The 15,481-nt window shown below is 73.0% G+C and carries 11 protein-coding genes; 4 read left to right on the top strand and 7 right to left on the bottom strand.

What is annotated here, in order from left to right:
* Positions 1 to 790 precede the first annotated feature (790 nt).
* From ABL57_RS17045 to ABL57_RS17035, 3 genes are all read right to left on the bottom strand, one after another.
* Positions 791 to 1,087 carry a rhodanese-like domain-containing protein gene (locus tag ABL57_RS17045; RefSeq protein ID WP_047804671.1) on the bottom strand — a complete coding sequence of 99 codons (297 nt, stop codon included), beginning with the start codon at positions 1,085 to 1,087 and terminating at the stop codon, positions 791 to 793.
* A gap of 109 nt (positions 1,088 to 1,196) precedes the next feature.
* Positions 1,197 to 1,787, bottom strand: a complete 591-nt coding sequence (locus ABL57_RS17040; protein ID WP_047804670.1) for a rhodanese-like domain-containing protein — start codon at positions 1,785 to 1,787, stop codon at positions 1,197 to 1,199.
* 187 nt (positions 1,788 to 1,974) lie between these two features.
* Positions 1,975 to 2,532, bottom strand: a complete 558-nt coding sequence (locus tag ABL57_RS17035) for a dihydrofolate reductase family protein (RefSeq protein ID WP_047804669.1) — start codon at positions 2,530 to 2,532, stop codon at positions 1,975 to 1,977.
* Positions 2,533 to 2,686: 154 nt separating this feature from the next.
* Here ABL57_RS17035 and ABL57_RS17030 point away from each other — a divergent pair, with 154 nt between their 5' ends.
* Positions 2,687 to 3,100, top strand: coding sequence for a hypothetical protein (locus tag ABL57_RS17030; RefSeq protein WP_047804668.1), 414 nt, complete (start codon positions 2,687 to 2,689; stop codon positions 3,098 to 3,100).
* Between the two features lie 170 nt (positions 3,101 to 3,270).
* Here ABL57_RS17030 and ABL57_RS17025 read toward each other — a convergent pair whose 3' ends face one another.
* Together ABL57_RS17025 and mptB are read right to left on the bottom strand one after the other, a co-directional pair.
* The gene (locus ABL57_RS17025) at positions 3,271 to 4,917 is read right to left on the bottom strand and encodes a peptide chain release factor 3 (protein WP_047804667.1); all 1,647 of its coding nucleotides are present in this window, start codon (positions 4,915 to 4,917) and stop codon (positions 3,271 to 3,273) included.
* Between the two features lie 184 nt (positions 4,918 to 5,101).
* Positions 5,102 to 6,682 (bottom strand): polyprenol phosphomannose-dependent alpha 1,6 mannosyltransferase MptB, encoded by a 1,581-nt coding sequence (gene mptB / locus ABL57_RS17020; protein ID WP_047804666.1) that lies wholly within the window; start codon positions 6,680 to 6,682, stop codon positions 5,102 to 5,104.
* Positions 6,683 to 6,963: 281 nt separating this feature from the next.
* Here mptB and ABL57_RS17015 point away from each other — a divergent pair, with 281 nt between their 5' ends.
* Positions 6,964 to 8,271, top strand: coding sequence for a glycosyltransferase 87 family protein (locus ABL57_RS17015; protein ID WP_047804665.1), 1,308 nt, complete (start codon positions 6,964 to 6,966; stop codon positions 8,269 to 8,271).
* A gap of 64 nt (positions 8,272 to 8,335) precedes the next feature.
* Positions 8,336 to 9,559: a glycosyltransferase 87 family protein gene (locus ABL57_RS17010; RefSeq protein WP_238986102.1), complete on the top strand. Its 1,224-nt coding sequence runs from the start codon at positions 8,336 to 8,338 to the stop codon at positions 9,557 to 9,559.
* 44 nt (positions 9,560 to 9,603) lie between these two features.
* Here the strand turns inward: ABL57_RS17010 and ABL57_RS17005 are convergent, their stop codons facing one another.
* Positions 9,604 to 11,703, bottom strand: coding sequence for an acyltransferase family protein (locus ABL57_RS17005; protein WP_047804664.1), 2,100 nt, complete (start codon positions 11,701 to 11,703; stop codon positions 9,604 to 9,606).
* A 442-nt stretch (positions 11,704 to 12,145) separates the two neighbouring features.
* On the bottom strand, positions 12,146 to 13,849 hold the full coding sequence (locus ABL57_RS17000) for a ribonuclease J (RefSeq protein WP_047804663.1): 1,704 nt from the start codon (positions 13,847 to 13,849) through the stop codon (positions 12,146 to 12,148).
* 479 nt (positions 13,850 to 14,328) lie between these two features.
* On the opposite strand from ABL57_RS17000, the gene ABL57_RS16995 reads away from it, so the two are divergent.
* The gene (locus ABL57_RS16995) at positions 14,329 to 15,177 is read left to right on the top strand and encodes a hypothetical protein (RefSeq protein ID WP_047804662.1); all 849 of its coding nucleotides are present in this window, start codon (positions 14,329 to 14,331) and stop codon (positions 15,175 to 15,177) included.
* Positions 15,178 to 15,481: the final 304 nt, after the last annotated feature.

Raw genomic sequence — 15,481 nt, 5'->3', positions numbered from 1 at the left:
GAGCGCCCCTGGACACCAGGGGCCGCCCGCAACACGCGGGCGGCCCCTGGTGTCGTCTTCGGCCATGAAGGGCTGGCTCGGGCGACACGCCCGTGCGCCTTCGGCAGGATGACCCGGAGTGGCCGAAGTGCCCACAGGGACGACACGCGCCCGGCGGAGGAGGCGACGACTCGCCCGATCGGATGCTGCCCTTCCGGGCTGCAGCGGAGTCGGGTGGCCACCTGCACGCCGACCCCCGGCCCTGGCCCGCCGGGCACTGGGGGCCGGGTGCCTGGCGCCGGGCACCGGGCATTGTGTGCCGGGTGCCGGGTGCCGGGCGCTGGGCACCGAGTACCGAGTGCCGGGCGCCGGGCGCCGGCAATGATTGCGCCACCAGCAGTTGGCACGGGGCGCGGACCGGGTGATGGTCCGCCCCGACGTCGTCGTCACGGACGGAGATGTCGAGAACGTCGCCCGGACAGGCCCAGCGACCGCCGTCCCGCTCCGGGCACATCTCCAGGCATGTCCCGGTCAGGCCGTCCACGCAGCCTCGGCGGACCGGGGGGCGCTCGCCGTGCGGTGCGATGCGGAGGTGCTCCCGGCGCGCTCCGGGGTCGCCCTGCGACACGGATCCCGTCCGGGCCACTCCGGCTCCGGCGGGGCGCAGTGAGGGGGGTGGAAACGGCGGAAGAGGCCGTCCGCGAGATGCGGACGGCCCCTTCAACCTGTCGACGCCCGCTCCTCGGTGCCCCGCGCCCGGCGCCCGCTCCTCGGTGCCCGGCTCCCGACGGCCGGTGCCGGGTGTGGTGGATCAGCGGACGGGCAGCCCGGCGCGCTCCCAGGCGAGCATGCCGCCGGCCGTGGTGTCCGCGGTATAGCCGGCGCCGGTGAGCGCGTCGGCCACCCGGGCGCTGCGGTGACCGCTGCGGCAGACGACGATCACCGGGCGGGTCCGGTCGATTTCGGGCAGGCGGGAGGTGAGCTGCCCCATGGGGATGTGGAGGGCGCCGGGGATCATGCCGTCGGCGACCCCGACGTCCTCGCGGACGTCGAGGACCTGTTCCTGGGCGCGGCGCTGCTCGGCCTCGGTGACGCCGATCTCGGACATGGCTGCTCCTGGGAATGCTCGATGCTGCGGGACGGTGGCGACGGAGCCGGGCGGCGGCGCACGCGGCCCTCGGTCAGCTCCGGTCAGCGCCGATCGGCCTTGGTGGGGCTCAGGATCCCGCAGCGGGGATCTGGCTGATGGCGGAGGTGGCGGTGGGCTCGTCGGCAGCCCTGTTCCACGGCATGGCTGCGAGCGCCTTGCCCATCGCGCAGGTGTTGGAGGCCGCCGAGAAGGCCAGGCCGGTGCCGACGATCCCGGCCAGGGCGCGCACCTTGGGCGAGATGAGCCGGCCCCCGACCAGCCCCGTGAGCACGAGGGAGCCGGCGGCCATGCGCACCTGGCGCTCCAGGTCCCAGCGCTGGGCACCGCGCACGACATCACCGCCCGCGGCGGCGAAGCCGGGGGCTCCGCCGGTGAGCACGTAGGCGGTGTCGATTCCGGCGGTGGACAGCCGTTGGCGGGCCTGCTCGGCACGGACTCCCGACTGGCACACCAGCACGACGCGCTCACCGAGGCGCGCGGCCAGTTCGGCAGTGTGCTCGGACAGCAGGGGCAGGGGCACGTTGTAGGAACCGCGGATGTGCAGGGACTCGAACTCGGCCGCGGACCGGACGTCGACGACGACCAGGTCCTCGTGCTGGGCCATCCACTGGCGCAGGGTCCGGGGGTCGAGGGTGGTCACGGTGGGGGCGGAGGTCACGAAGTGCCTTTCGACGTGTTGTCGGGGAACGGTGTGACCCCAGTATGCAATATACCCCCTGGGGTATGCAAGGGTCCGGGGCAACCCGCCGGTCGCCTGGCGGCCCGGGATGAGGATCTCGGGCCGCCGAACGCCGCGGGAGCGGACCCGGTCCGCGGCGGAGTGCTCGAGCAGCGGGAGGGATGGGTCAGCGCGCGACGTCGTAGACGGCCTTGACGACGCCGTTCCCGTAGGCCTCGTGCTCGACCAGGTCGAGCTTGCGCAGCGTGTCGGTCGTGTCGTCGAAGAGACGCCGTCCCGCACCGAGCAGCACGGGAAAGATCAGCAGGTGGTACCGGTCCACGAGGTCGGCGGCGGCCAGGCCCTTGGCCAGCGTCGCGCTGCCGTGCACCAGGATGGTGCCGTCGACGGTCTCCTTCAGCCGGGCAACCTCCTCGAGGGAGCGCAGCACCGAGGTGTTGTGCCACGCCGGGTTCTCGAGGGTGGAGGACACCACGTACTTCGGCATGGCGTTGTACTCGGCGAAATCCTCCATCGAGGGCCAGACCGGGGCGAACTCCTCGTAGCTGACCCGGCCCATCAGCATCGCGGCCGCCTCCTGCTGCTCCCGGTCCTTGATCTCGTAGGCGGCCTCGTCGAACTCCACCTGCTGGAAGGTCCAGCCCGCGTGCGGATGCGGGCCACCGCCGGGGGAGTCGACGACGCCGTCGAGCGTGGTGAACTCGGTGATGATGAGCTGGCCCATGGGGACCTCCTGTCGATGACGTGCGGCCGGTGTCGCCGTGCCTCATACTCTGGCGGTACCTCGCGGTTCGCGGAAGGGGCGCGCCGAGCGGGCCGTCACAGATCGCGGAATCTGCCGGTGGTGCACGTGCGGTGCCGCTGTGGACAATGAGGCCATGACCGGCACCGCTCCCCAACCGCGGGCACCGCTCCGGGTGAGCCGCGTCCTGATCGCTGTCGCGGTCTGCCTGATCGGGCTCATGGCGTCGGTGGCCCTGTACCTCGGCCTGGTGCACGCGGTTCCATTGGTGAGCTGGGGCACCGACGAGGAGGAGCTCCTGCGCGTCGAAGGCGCACACGACGTGCGCCGTGCATCCGCGGTGGCCGCGCTGGCCGGCGTCCTGCTCCTCACCGCCCGCGCTCGGTGGACGGGTGGCATCGCGGTGGCGGCCGCCTGCCTGCTGGCCGTGCTCTCCCACGAGAACACGATCGCGTCCTGGGGTCTGCTCCTGGTCTACGTGCTCGTCCTGCTGGTGGGCGGTGGCGCCGTCGTCGGACGGGTCAGGAGTCGACGGGACACGGCGCCGTAGCGGCGGTCCACGATCAGCGACGTCGTGGAACGGCGGGCCTGCGCTCGTGCGCCGGCCGTCGCCTCACCGTCTCGCGAGCCGATTCCTCGCGCCGGGCGTGGCGCACCGAGCCGTCGACCGGGACCCGGCCCGTGGAATCTCGTCGCAGCGTCGCAGCTCTGGGGGCGGACTCAGGCGGGGGCGGTCTCGTCGGCGTCGCCGCCGATCGGTTCGAGGGTGGCCTCGGGGGCGTAGGTAGGAATGCGACCGAGCTTCCACTTGTCGGTGAACACGGCGATCGGTTCGCCGTCGGCCCGCCACAGCACCTCGGTGCCGGGGATGCGGTTGAGGACCTCGGGGTCCGGGGCGACGACCCGCCGGGCCAGGGTGTAGGGCAGGACCTCCAGGCGCACCTGGGCGCCGAACTCCTGGGCCATCCGGTCGGCGACGACCTCGAACTGCATCGGCCCCACCGCCGCGAGCACCGGCGCCTGGTCCCCGCGGGCCTCCGAGCGCAGCACCTGGATGACGCCCTCGTGCTCGAGCTGGGTGATCCCGCGGCGGAACTGCTTGGCCCGTCCGGCGTCCACGGCCCGGGCCACCTGGAAGTGCTCGGGGGAGAAGTGCGGAATCGGCGGGAAGACCACCGGGGTGTCCACGTAGACGCTGTCCCCGGCCCGCAGCACGGAGGCGTTGACCAGTCCCACCACGTCCCCGGGAAAGGCGGTCTCCACGGTCTCCCGGTCCCGGCCGAAGACCTGGTGGGCGTACTTGGTGGCGAACGGTTTGCCGGTGGCCGCGTGGGTGAGGACCGTCCCGCGCCGGAACACCCCGGAGCAGACCCGCAGGAACGCCACGTGGTCGCGGTGGGCGCGGTCCATTCCGGCCTGGAGCTTGAACACGAACCCGGAGAACGGCGCCTCCACCGGTCGCGGGACCCCCGCGGCGTCGGGACGCGGACCGGCCGCCGGAGCGAGGTCGACCAGGACGTCGAGCAGGGTGGCCACCCCGAAGTTCAGGGCCGCGGCGGCGAACAGCACCGGGGTGGCCTCCGCGGCCAGGAACGCCCCCGGCTCGAAGGCCCCGTTGCTCTCGGCCATCAGGTCGGCCGTCTCGCACGCCTCCTCCCACGCCGGCCCTTCGAGCTCGGCGGCCTGGGCGGGGTCGAGCACCTCCGCCTCGGCCACCGCGGCCCCGGCCGCCACCCGGCGGTACCGGGTGTAGGTGCCGGTGGGCACGTCGAGGGTGCCGCGGAAGTCCCCGGACAGCCCCACCGGCCAGGTCAGCGGCACCGGCACCCGGCCGGTGCGCTGCTGCACCTCGTCCATCAGCTCCAGGGCGTCCTTGCCGGGGCGGTCCCACTTGTTGATCACGGTGATCACCGGCAGGCCCCGCCTCGCGCACACGTCGAAGAGCTTCAGGGTCTGGGTCTCCAGGCCCTTGGCGGCGTCGACGAGCATCACCGCGCAGTCGACCGCGGCCAGCACCCGGTAGGTGTCCTCGGAGAAGTCGGCGTGGCCGGGGGTGTCGAGCAGATTGATCACGGTGTCCCGGTAGCTGAACTGCAGGGCGGCCGAGCTGATCGAGATCCCCCGGTCCTGCTCCATCTGCATCCAGTCCGAGACCGTGGCCTTCCGGCTGGACTTGCCGTGCGTGGCCCCGGCCTCCTCGATCACGTGGGCGTGCAGGGCCAGGGCCTCCGTCAGCGTTGACTTGCCCGCATCCGGGTGCGAGATCACCGCGAAGGTCCGCCGACGGGCGGCCTCCGCCGCCACCGTCTCCGGTGCGGGCCCGTCGAGCAGGTTCGACGGGGTGCGTGCTGTCTGCTGTCCGGCCATGCCCTCGACTCTAGCCCGACGTCACGAGGGGGTCGTCGGCGGCGATCCCACGGGCCCGGGGCGCGACGGCGCCGCCGCCACGCGCACGGCCCGGCGGCGCCCGCGGTCACCGCTCGCTCCGTCGCCGTCCGGGGCGGTCCGGACCGCCCCGGGCCGACCGGGGGAGGGCGCCCACGTGGGGGTCTCAGCGACGGGGGCGCCGGCGGGCGAGCCAGCGCACCGGGCCTCCGCGGACCAGCAGGTGCCGGGTGTGGGGGTCCAGGAGGATCAGATAGGCGGTGAACGCCAGCGCTGTCACGAACGCGATCGTCGACGCGTCGACCGGCAGCTCCATGAACGGCCACACGGACAGCTGGTCCTGGGCACCGAAGATGACGAAGAAGGTGATCACGACGTACAGCGAGCGGATCTGCCAGTTGTCCCTGATGCCGGTCGCGGCGAGGAACGGCAGGAACCACAGGATGTACCAGGGCTGGATGATCGGCGAGAGCAGCACCACGGCCGCGAAGGCCAGACCCAGCCTGCGGACCGCCTGCCGGTCGTCGCCGCGGAACATCAGGAGCAGCACCAGCCCGATGGCGGTGTACTGCAGCGCACTGCGCAGCGCCGAGGCCAGCTGAGCGCCCGGCAGGCCCACCGCGTCCGCGAGGTGGTCGACCCGCTGGCTCAGGAACCCGGACGGTGAGTAGCCGGTGAAGCCCGGGGTCGGATCCACCAGCGCCCAGACCCACCCGGTGCCCAGCTGGTAGGGGAGCCCGCTCAGCAGCAGCACCCCGAAGCTCAGGGCCGCCGTCGCGGCCCAGAGGCCGAATCTCCGCCCCCAGGACGCCTTCGGTCCCGCCCACAGCAGCCCGATGAACGGCAGCAGCAGGATGGTGATGGGCTTGATGGTGATCGAGGCGGTCACCAGCAGGACCCCGGCGATCGGCCGGCCCGTGGCCGCGGCGTACGTGCCCGCCACGGCCAGCCCGAGCATCAGGGCGTCGTTGTGCGCGCTGGCCACGAAGCTGATCAGGAACAGGGGATTGGCCACGGCGATCCACAGGGCGCGAGCCGGGTCCACCCCGTGCAGCTGCGCCAGCCGGGGCACATAGACCACGCAGAGGAGGACGCCGGCGCAGGACAGGAGGCGGAAGAGCAGGACCGAGAGGTCCGGTTGGGCGCCGGTGAGGGCCACGACCGCCCGCGCAGCCCACAGGAAGTACGGACCGTAGGGAGTGCGGGCCTCCGCCCAGGCCGGATCGGCGCCCAGCATGAACCAGTTCTCCAGAGTGGAGATGCCGGTCGTGTAGGGATTCTGGTCGGCCAGCATGAGCCGCCCCTGGCCGATGTAGGCGTAGACGTCCCGGGAGTAGATCGGCACGGCGAACAGCAGGGGCAGCGACCAGGCGCACACCGCCAGCAGGACGGTGCGGTGGGCGCCGGCGGGCCAGCCCTGGAGTCTCTGCCCGAGGCGGAGCCAGGAGCGCACCAGCAGCATTGCGCCGACGGTCAGCAGCACGGTGGAGCAGTACACGCCCCACCCTTCGACGCGCAGGGCGATGACCAGGGGATTGCGGACCATGGGGGAACCGCTCGCGATCCACCCGGTGCCGATCGATCCGACGAACATCAGCACGCAGCCGACGAACCCCTGCAGGACGGCGACGTGCGCTCGCGGTGGCCGCGGGGAGGCCGGCTCCGGCCGGGGCCGTGCTGCCGCGGCCTCCTCGGCCTGCTCATGACGGTTCTCCGGTGCCCCCCGATGCGAACCACCTGCCGTCATGACGTGTGCTGATCCCCTAGGTGTGCCATTGCTGGGCGGACAGGTGTGCCGGATGCTCTCCGGGAGCCCGATCCTAGCAGTCACGGACTCCTGGGCCCCGGGACCGCGGGGGGCGTGGTCCCCGCACCGGGGCGCCGGCCGGGGCCGGGGTGTCCGGGGGCGCGGGTGTCCGCCCGCCGCCGCCCGGGCACGTAGCATGGGGGAGCCGCGCAACGGTCCCGGTGACGGCTCGCCGGGACGGCCCGCTGCCCTGTCGCTCAGCCCCTGACGAGGATCGCCCCATGTCCACGGACAAGACCTTCAGCCTGCTCACCCGGTTCCGAGACCGCCTGCTGCCCCAGCGGTGGCAGCTCTGGGCGAACTCCCCGCGCGGACTGCTCACCGGCTTCCTGGCCGTGCACCTGGTGTTCCTGGTGTACGCCCTGGTGACGTCCCTGCTCGGCGGAGCCTTCAGCGACACCTACATCTATCGTGCGTGGGCACAGGCCGGCTTCGACGAGCAGAACCTGGGTGCCGAACCGAGCCCCTGGGTCTATCCGGTGCTGGCCCTGCTGCCGATCGCGGTGGCCGGAGCGGCCGGTCCGGGACCGTTCTTCTTCCTGTGGGTGCTCATGATCACCGTGCTCAACGGCTGGGCCGTGGGGAAGCTGACGGACTGGGGGCGCGACCGCCGGGCCGTCCCGGCCGCGTGGTGGTGGCTGGGCTTCGTCTTCCTGATGGGCTGGCTGGGCTTCGCCCGTGTCGACGGGCTCACGGCCCCGCTGGTGCTCGTCGCCCTGGTCTACGGCGCGGCGCACCCGGTGGTCGCATCGGTCCTGCTCAGCGTTGCCACCTGGATGAAGGTCTGGCCGGCCGCCGTGGTGCTCGCCCTGGTCACGGTGGTGCGCCAGCGGGTGCAGGTCGTCGTCGCGGGCCTGCTGGTCAGCGCGGCCGCGGCCGGGATTGCCGCCGCCATGGGGGAGCTGCCGAGGCTCCTCGACTTCCTCACCCAGCAGGGGGACCGGGGCATGCAGCTCGAGGCCACGTTCACCACCCCGTGGCTGTGGCTGTCCGTGCTGGGGGCGGGCGAGTCCCGGATGTACATGAACACCGAGATCAACTCCATGCAGGTGGACGGCCCCGGGACGGAGACCATGGCCGTGCTGATGCAGCCCCTGCTGCTGCTGGCCGCCGCCGTGGTCACCGTCCTGATCGCCCGGGGGCTGCGCCGCGGTGAGCAGTCCGGCGCCGTCGACCGCACCGAGCTGCTGCTGGCCGGCTCGCTGACCATGGTGACCGCCTTCATCGTGTTCAACAAGGTCGGTTCGCCGCAGTTCATGGTGTGGCTCGCTCCGGCCGTGGCCGTGGGGCTGACCCACCACCGGGCAGTGTGGCGGGTGCCGGCGGCGATGCTGATCGTCATCGCCGTGGCCACGTTCTTCGTCTACCCGCTGTTCTACTACGAGCTCAGCCACAACGACCCGCGGATGGCCCTGGTGCTGACCCTGCGCAATGCCATGCTCGTGGTGCTGCTGTGGTGGTCGGGGCGCCGCCTGTACCGGCTCGGCTCGACGCGGCCGACCACCGTGCTCACCACCAAGGAGTCCTGAGATCTCCGCCGCCTTCCGGGACCGGCTGACCGGTCTGCGCGACACCGTCCTGCCCGCCCGCGCCGTGGCCTGGTTCGCCCGCCCGTCCAGCGTGTGGTGGGGCTTCGCCGTCGTCCACCTCTACTTCCTGGGCTGGATGATGTCCTTCGTCGTCCACGGCGACGCGTTCAGCGACACCGAGCAGTACCGCCGGTGGGCCATGGCCGGGTACGACCCGACCGGTGGCGCGGACGGCATCAGCCCGTGGGTGTACCCGGTGCTGGCGCAGATCCCGATCCACCTGGCCGGGATCGCCGGGCCCGGCCCCTATCTGCTGGTGTGGACGCTCATCATCACGGTGCTCGACGCCGTGGCACTGGCCTGTCTCACCCGTGGTCCGTGGCGTGCGCGCAGCGTCCTCCCGGCGTGGTGGTGGCTGGTCTTCACCGTCTTCATGGGCTACCTCGGCTTCGCCCGGGTGGAGGGCGTCGCGGCCCCGATCGTGCTCATCGGGCTGCTCTGTGCGGCCGGGCGTCCGGTGCTCGGCTCGGTGCTGCTGAGCATCGCCACCTGGATCAAGGTCTGGCCGGCGGCCGTCCTGCTCGCCCTGGTCATCGCCTGCCGGCAGCGGCTCCAGGTCCTGGCCGCCGGGGTGGTGGTGACCGCGGTGGTGGTGCTGGGCACGTATCTCTCCGGCGGCATCGCACGTATCGCGGACTTCCTGGTCAACCAGGGGGAACGAGGCATGCAGCTGGAGGCCACGTTCTCCACCCCGTGGGTCTGGTTGAGCGTCCTCGACGTCGCCGGAGCGCGGATGGCCGACAACGTGGCCATCAACTCCACCGAGGTCTACGGGCCCGGTGCCGAGGTCACCGCGTTCCTCATGCAGCCCCTGCTCGTGCTGGCCGTCCTCGCGGGGTCGGCCCTGCTGGTCCGTGCGCTCCGGCGCGGGGCCGAGCGGGAGGAGCTCCTCTACGAGGGGGCGCTGATGATGACCACCGTGTTCATCGTCTTCAACAAGGTCGGGTCCCCGCAGTTCATGATCTGGCTCGCCCCGGTCGTCGTGGTCGGCCTGGTGCACGACCGACGGCGGTGGAGGGCCCCGGCGGCGCTGCTGATGGGGATCGCGGTGGCCACGTTCGTGATCTACCCGCTCTTCTACACCCCGCTCATCCACGCGCACCCGGTGATGGCGGCCGTCCTCACCGTGCGCAACGCGCTCCTGGTCCTCCTGCTGTGGTGGTCCGTGCGGCGCACCGTGGAGCTGGGCAGCGCCACCCGCTCCGCGCCCCGGACCGTCGACGCCTGAGCCCGCGGACCGGCTCGGGGCACCGCCCGGCCGGACCCGGGGGGCTACCGCCGGTCCGGCCAGTCCAGGGCCTCGAGCATCCGGGACTCGACGTCGGGGGCGAGGGTCTCGCCGTAGGTGGAGGTGACGTGGTCGAGGTCCATGTAGACCTGGATGTTGCCGATCACGCCGGGGCAGACGGTGTCGGTGCACAGTCGGTCGGTGAGGTCGATGCTGTGCAGGTCCTCGTGCCGGGCGGCCAGGGACTCCAGCGGGTTCTCGGGCAGCAGTGACTCGGAGCGGGGCGGGTTGCAGCGGTGGTGGTCGGGGCCGTAGGTCTCCACGCAGGCGAACATGCTGAAGGGGAAGCGCGGGTTGTCGCGGAAGGCCAGCACCGGGATCCCGGCGTCCAGGAACGGGCGCACGCCGTCCTCGTAACCGTCGACGAGCTTCTCGTGCGGGGCCTCGGGCAGGGACCGGGTGCCGATCGTGACGACGGCGTCCGGGTCGGCCGCCAGCGCGGCCTCGCCGGCGGCGGCGTTGAACTCGTCGCACTCGGCGTCGGCCGGCTGGGTGCCGCCCGTGTAGCGGCAGGCCATGCGCAGGTAGGAGATCACCGTCCAGCCCTGGGCGTCGGCCGCCCGGTGGATCGGGGTGAGCAGCTGCTGGGCGTGGGAGTCCCCGATCACCACGACGGTGCGTGCGGGGGCGGCGCCGTCGTCGGGTGCGATCACCCGGCAGTGGCCCAGGCCCTCGAGGGACTCGGGCGTGTCCTCGGGCGGACACGCTCCGCCGGTGTCGCCCCACTCGTGCTCGCGCTCGGCGCCGTTGGGGACTATCGGCACGTCCGGGACCTCGGTGACGTCCCCGCGCAGCACCGCGGCCCCGGGGTAGTTCTGCGCGGTGCGCTCCACCCCGGCGGTGGGGTCGCGCTGGACCGTGTACTGGTGGGCGCCGGTCAGAGGAACCGCCACGAGCAGGGCGGTGGCGGTCAGGCGGAGGCCGTTTCCGGCGCGGATCCCCGGCAGGGCCCGCCAGCCGGCCAGCAGCGGCGCGGTGGCCCGGGTCAGGAGCACGGAGGCGGCGAGAACGCCGAGCCCGTGCAGCACCGGCACGGTGTCGCGGGCCGTGACCAGCAGATAGGTGATCAGCAGCGGCCAGTGCCACAGGTAGATCCCGTAGGCCCGGTCGCCGAAGAAGAGCAGCGGGCGGGCCGTGAGCGCGCGCCCCGCGCTCAGCGGCGCGTCGGGGGCCAGCGCGCCGCCGACCAGCACCGCGGCCGCGCCCACGGTGGGGGCCAGGGCCGCGGTGCCGGGGAAGCGGGTGTCGGCACCGATGAGGAAGGGGGTGGCCACGATCGCGGCCAGCCCGGCCCAGCCCAGCGCCACGCCCACCGGCCGGCGCACGGCGTCCGGGACGCTTCCCCGCGACCCGGCCTGCGGGCGGGACGGGCGGAGGAGCGCCAGGGCGGCCAGGGAGCCGAGGGCGAACTCCCACAGCCGGGTGACGGTGCTGAAGTAGGCCCAGGCCGGCGCGCCGGCCGTCTGCGCCAGGGACCACGCGAAGGAGCCGGCGAACACCAGGGCGAACACGGCCAGGGACACGGTGCGGAAGCGCAGCCCCGCCCGCCGGGCGACGAGCGCGCAGCCGGCCAGCAGCAGCGGCCAGAGCAGGAAGATCTGGCCCTGGACCGACAGCGACCACACGTGCTGCAGCGGGGTGGTGGCCGCGGTGTTGCCGGCGTAGTAGTCCACGGACTGGCCGGCCAGCACCCAGTTCTGCACGTAGGACAACGAGCCCCACACGTGGGAGAGCAGCTCCTCCCACCGGCTGGGCGGGAAGAGGGCCAGCACCGCGGCGAGCACGGCCAGCAGCATGACCGCCATCGGTCCGATGAGCCGCGCGAAGGTGCGCACCCAGTACTCGCGCACCGCCAGGGGCCTCCCGCGCTCCACCCGTCGCGCGAACGTGCCCGTGAGCAGGAACGCGGACAGGACGAAGAAGACGTCGACTCCGCCGGAGACCCGGTCCGTCCACAGGTGGAAGGCCACGACCAGCAGCACGGCCACTCCGCGCAGGCCCTGGATGTCGGGGCGGCGGCCGGGCACGTGGTCACCCGCCGGGGCGGGCGGGGCCGGGGTGGTGGTCGTGGTCGGGTGCGTCATGGGTGGTGGTGCCTGTCGGGGTCGATGGCAGGGTCGGCGTCCGGTGCCGGCCTGCAAGGGCGAGGAGACCCGCACCGCCGTCTCCGGGGCCGCGGCCCGCCCGGGTGGGGAGAGCGCCCACGGGGTGGGCCGGCACCCGGCGTCCGGGGCGGTCGGAACCGGGGTGCTCCCCGGGCGTGCGGTCACCGGGCACGGGACCGCTGCGAGGCAGGGGGCCACAGGCGGAGCCGCCGGGACGGGCGAGCAGGCCCGGCGGCACACCGGCGTCGTCGACCGTCGATCGGAGGCCGCGGGGAGCGGAGGACGGGCCCGCCCCGTTCGGGCGCGGGGCGAACTGCCCTCCGACGTGCACCTCCACGGTACCTGCTCCGCCACGGGGTGCACGAACCGGTGGGCCGCCCCGGGGGCGCAGAGCCCGCCGGGGCGGCCCGAAGGGCGTGGATCAGGCGTCGATGACGACCGCGGTGACCAGCGGGGCCCGGCGGTAGGCGCGCTCCAGGTGGCGGGCCACGGTGTCGCCGATGAGCGACTCGAGCTCGTCGAGGTCCTCCAGCTTCTGCGTGGCCGGGCGAGCCAGGGCGTGCTGGACCTTCTCGGCGGCCTTGTCGAAGATGTGCTCGTCGTGGACGAAGCCCTTCGCGATGAACTCCAGCGGCTCGGTGAGCGCGTTGGTGTCGGCGTCCACGATGGCCACGACGGTGACCACCCCGCCCTCCTGCAGCAGGCGCCGCTCCACGAGGGTCTCCTCGGTGACCTTGCCCACCGTGTGGCCGTCGACGTAGACCAGCCCGGCCTCGACCTGCCCGGAGATCCGGGCCCGGCCCTCGACGAGGTCGATGGTGCTGCCGTCCTTGCCGATGAGCACGTTGGCCGGGTCCACGCCGGTGCGGATCGCCAGCTCGGCGTTGGCGTGCAGGTGCTTGGACTCCCCGTGCACGGGCATCACGTGGGTGGGCTTGACGATGTTGTAGCAGTAGACCAGCTCCCCGGCGGAGGCGTGGCCGGAGACGTGCACCTTGGCGTTGCCCTTGTGCACGACCTTCACGCCGAGGTCGGTGAGCTTGTTGATGATCCCGTAGATCGCGTTCTCGTTGCCCGGGATCAGCGAGCTGGCCATCAGCACCGTGTCCCCGGGGTTGAGCTGGATCTGGTGGGTCTCGTTGGCCATCCGCGACAGCGCGGCCAGCGGCTCGCCCTGGGAGCCGGTGCACACCAGGGTGACCTTCGCGTCGGGCATGGAGCGCAGCTTCTTGAAGTCGACCACCAGCCCGCGCGGGATCTTCAGATAGCCCAGCTCGGTGGCGATGCCCATGTTCTTCACCATGGACCGGCCGACGAAGGCGACCTTGCGCCCGTGGGCGTGGGCGGCGTCGAGGACCTGCTGGATCCGGTGGACGTGGGAGGCGAAGCTGGAGACGATGATGCGCTTGGGCGCGGTGGCGAAGACGTGGTCGATCGCCGGGGTCAGCTCCTGCTCCGAGGTGGTGAACCCGGGGACCTCGGCGTTGGTGGAGTCGGTGAGGAACAGGTCCACGCCCTCGTCGCCCAGCCGGGCGAAGTGGCGCAGGTCGGTGATCCGGTCGTCCAGCGGGAACTGGTCCATCCGGAAGTCCCCGGTGTGCAGCACCAGCCCGGCGTCGGTGCGGACGGCCACGGCGAGGCTGTCCGGGATCGAGTGGTTCACCGCCACGAACTCGCACTCGAAGGGGCCCGCCCGGTGCTTGTCCCCGGCCTCCACGTGCACCGTCCTGGGGGTGATCCGGTGCTCGGTGAGCTTGGAGGTGATGAACGCCAGGGTCAGCTCGGAGCCGATCAGCGGGATGTCCGGGCGCTCCTTGAGCAGGTACGGCACGCCACCGATGTGGTCCTCGTGCCCGTGCGTGAGCACGATCCCCACGATGTCGCCCAGCCGGTGCCGGATGGAGGTGAAGTCGGGCAGGATGACGTCGATGCCCGGCTGGTGCTCCTCGGGGAACAGCACCCCGCAGTCGACGACGAGCAGCTTGCCGGCGTGCTCGAACACGGTCATGTTCCGCCCGATCTCGCCCAGGCCCCCCAGCGGGGTCACCCGCAGGCCTCCGGCGGGCAGCGGCGGCGGGGACTTGGGCTTGCGGGAGGAGCGGGAGGAACGGGAGGTGTTGGTCAACGGTTCACGCTTTCTTGGTGGGTTCGGGCACGGTGGTGCGGCCGGCTCGCGCGGAGCACGGCTCGCGTGCGGGGTGGAACGGCCCCGCGAAGTCTGGGTCAACTCTAACGTGGTGGGAAAGTTCCCAGGCGCGGGCGGCAGCCGGAGGCGGGCGCCGGCGCTGCCCGGATCCCGCGCGAGGGTGGGGAACCGCCGGCCGGGGGAACTGCCTGGGCAGGGAACGGCCGGGCAGGGGATCCCGTCGCACGAGGTCTCCACGCGCCCGGCACCCGTGGTGTTTGCGCTTGTCAGAGAACATTTCGTCCCGATAGGCTCCCGGCCGTACATGCAATGACATCCATGAATCCCGGAGCAGCGCGGGCGGACGTCCTCATGGGCCGGAGCCGACTGATCCCTCCCGGGAGCAGCACGGGTGCCGTGTGCCGCTCGGACCGCCCCGCGGCGATCTCCTGGGACCGTCACGAGAACAGGAACGCCCAGTGCACACGCTCTTCCCGATCAGGACCGCGACCACGAGCCGGCAGGCCCGCCGCCGGTGGTGGTTCCTGCGCCCGGCCGCCGGTGCTGTGCTCGCCGGCGGACTGCTGCTCGCGGCGGCTCCGGCGCAGGCCGTGACCACCAGCTCCACCGGCTGGCACCCCGTCAGCGGTGCCGACCGGGTGTTCCGCGCGGACAACGGCATCTCGCTGACCTACCACTACTACGCCGAGGGCGTGGACTGGGACCGTCCGGCCGGGGCGGTGTTCTTCTTCGACGGGGACGGCACCGCCCGTGCCGAGCAGCCGACCGGGCGCTTCGCCACGCGCATGGCCCGGGCAGCCGCGGACACCAACCGGGCCTTCGTGTTCGTGGAGGCTCCCCACGGCACCCGCAGCTGGCGGGCCGGGAACGTCGGCGCCGTCGCCGAGGCGGTGCGCCAGTTCGCCACGACCAACATCACCCCCACCACCGACGCCGGGGTGCTGGTGGCCGGCTACTCCGGCGGCGCGGAGTTCCTCTCCCGCCACCTGCTGCGCGGGGGCGCGCACTGGTTGCCGGACGGGTCCGGGGTCGCGTTCATCGGCGGCGGCGGCACCTACGGGCAGCCGGTCGGCGAGGTCACTCCGGCCACCGAGGACCTGGCGCTGACCTGGGTCGTCGGCGACCGGGACGGTGCCTACGCGACCGACGCCGGGTCCTGGTCGGCCCGGGCGGCCGCCGCGCAGGCCGAGGCCGCGTACCAGGACGCCGGCTACGAGCGGGCCCGGCGCATCACCACCGCCGGGGCGCACGCCGACTACGACATCCCCGCCCTCGTGGCGGACCGGCTGGCCGCGCTCGACCGGTGACCGTGCCGCCCGCGGGCGGGCGCGGCGTGGCTGTCCGGCGCGGAGTCGTCCTCCGGCGCGGGGTTCGTGGTCGCGTCACTATCACGATTCCGCGTCCACGTCGAAGGTGCACCTAAGGCTACTGAGCAGTACAGTGGTGTGCGGCTCGGACCGCGGGCCTGGGGATCGCCGGAGGCCCGGATGGCCTCGGGGGCGGCGTGCTCCAGGGCGACCTGCTCGAGCCGGAGGTGGCGTCGGGGCCGGGGGGCCCCGAGGCCACTGCCCGGGTGACCGCCCCGCGCGACCGCGGGCAGGACCGCAGCCC

This window comes from Kocuria sp. SM24M-10 (assembly GCF_001027955.1).
Lineage (GTDB): Bacteria > Actinomycetota > Actinomycetes > Actinomycetales > Micrococcaceae > Kocuria > Kocuria oceani.
Note: the sequence above shows the minus strand (reverse complement) of the source record. Positions and strands in the feature narration are given on the sequence as shown.

Bases quoted from the DNA above. Each gene is read 5' to 3' on its own strand.
- ABL57_RS17015 (WP_047804665.1), top strand. From the start codon at position 6,964: ATGTCCACGGACAAGACCTTCAGCCTGCTCACCCGGTTCCGAGACCGC.
- ABL57_RS17035 (WP_047804669.1), bottom strand. From the start codon at position 2,532: ATGGGCCAGCTCATCATCACCGAGTTCACCACGCTCGACGGCGTCGTC.
- ABL57_RS17045 (WP_047804671.1), bottom strand. From the start codon at position 1,087: ATGTCCGAGATCGGCGTCACCGAGGCCGAGCAGCGCCGCGCCCAGGAA.
- mptB (WP_047804666.1), bottom strand. From the start codon at position 6,682: ATGACGGCAGGTGGTTCGCATCGGGGGGCACCGGAGAACCGTCATGAG.
- ABL57_RS17005 (WP_047804664.1), bottom strand. From the start codon at position 11,703: ATGACGCACCCGACCACGACCACCACCCCGGCCCCGCCCGCCCCGGCG.
- ABL57_RS17025 (WP_047804667.1), bottom strand. From the start codon at position 4,917: ATGGCCGGACAGCAGACAGCACGCACCCCGTCGAACCTGCTCGACGGG.
- ABL57_RS17030 (WP_047804668.1), top strand. From the start codon at position 2,687: ATGACCGGCACCGCTCCCCAACCGCGGGCACCGCTCCGGGTGAGCCGC.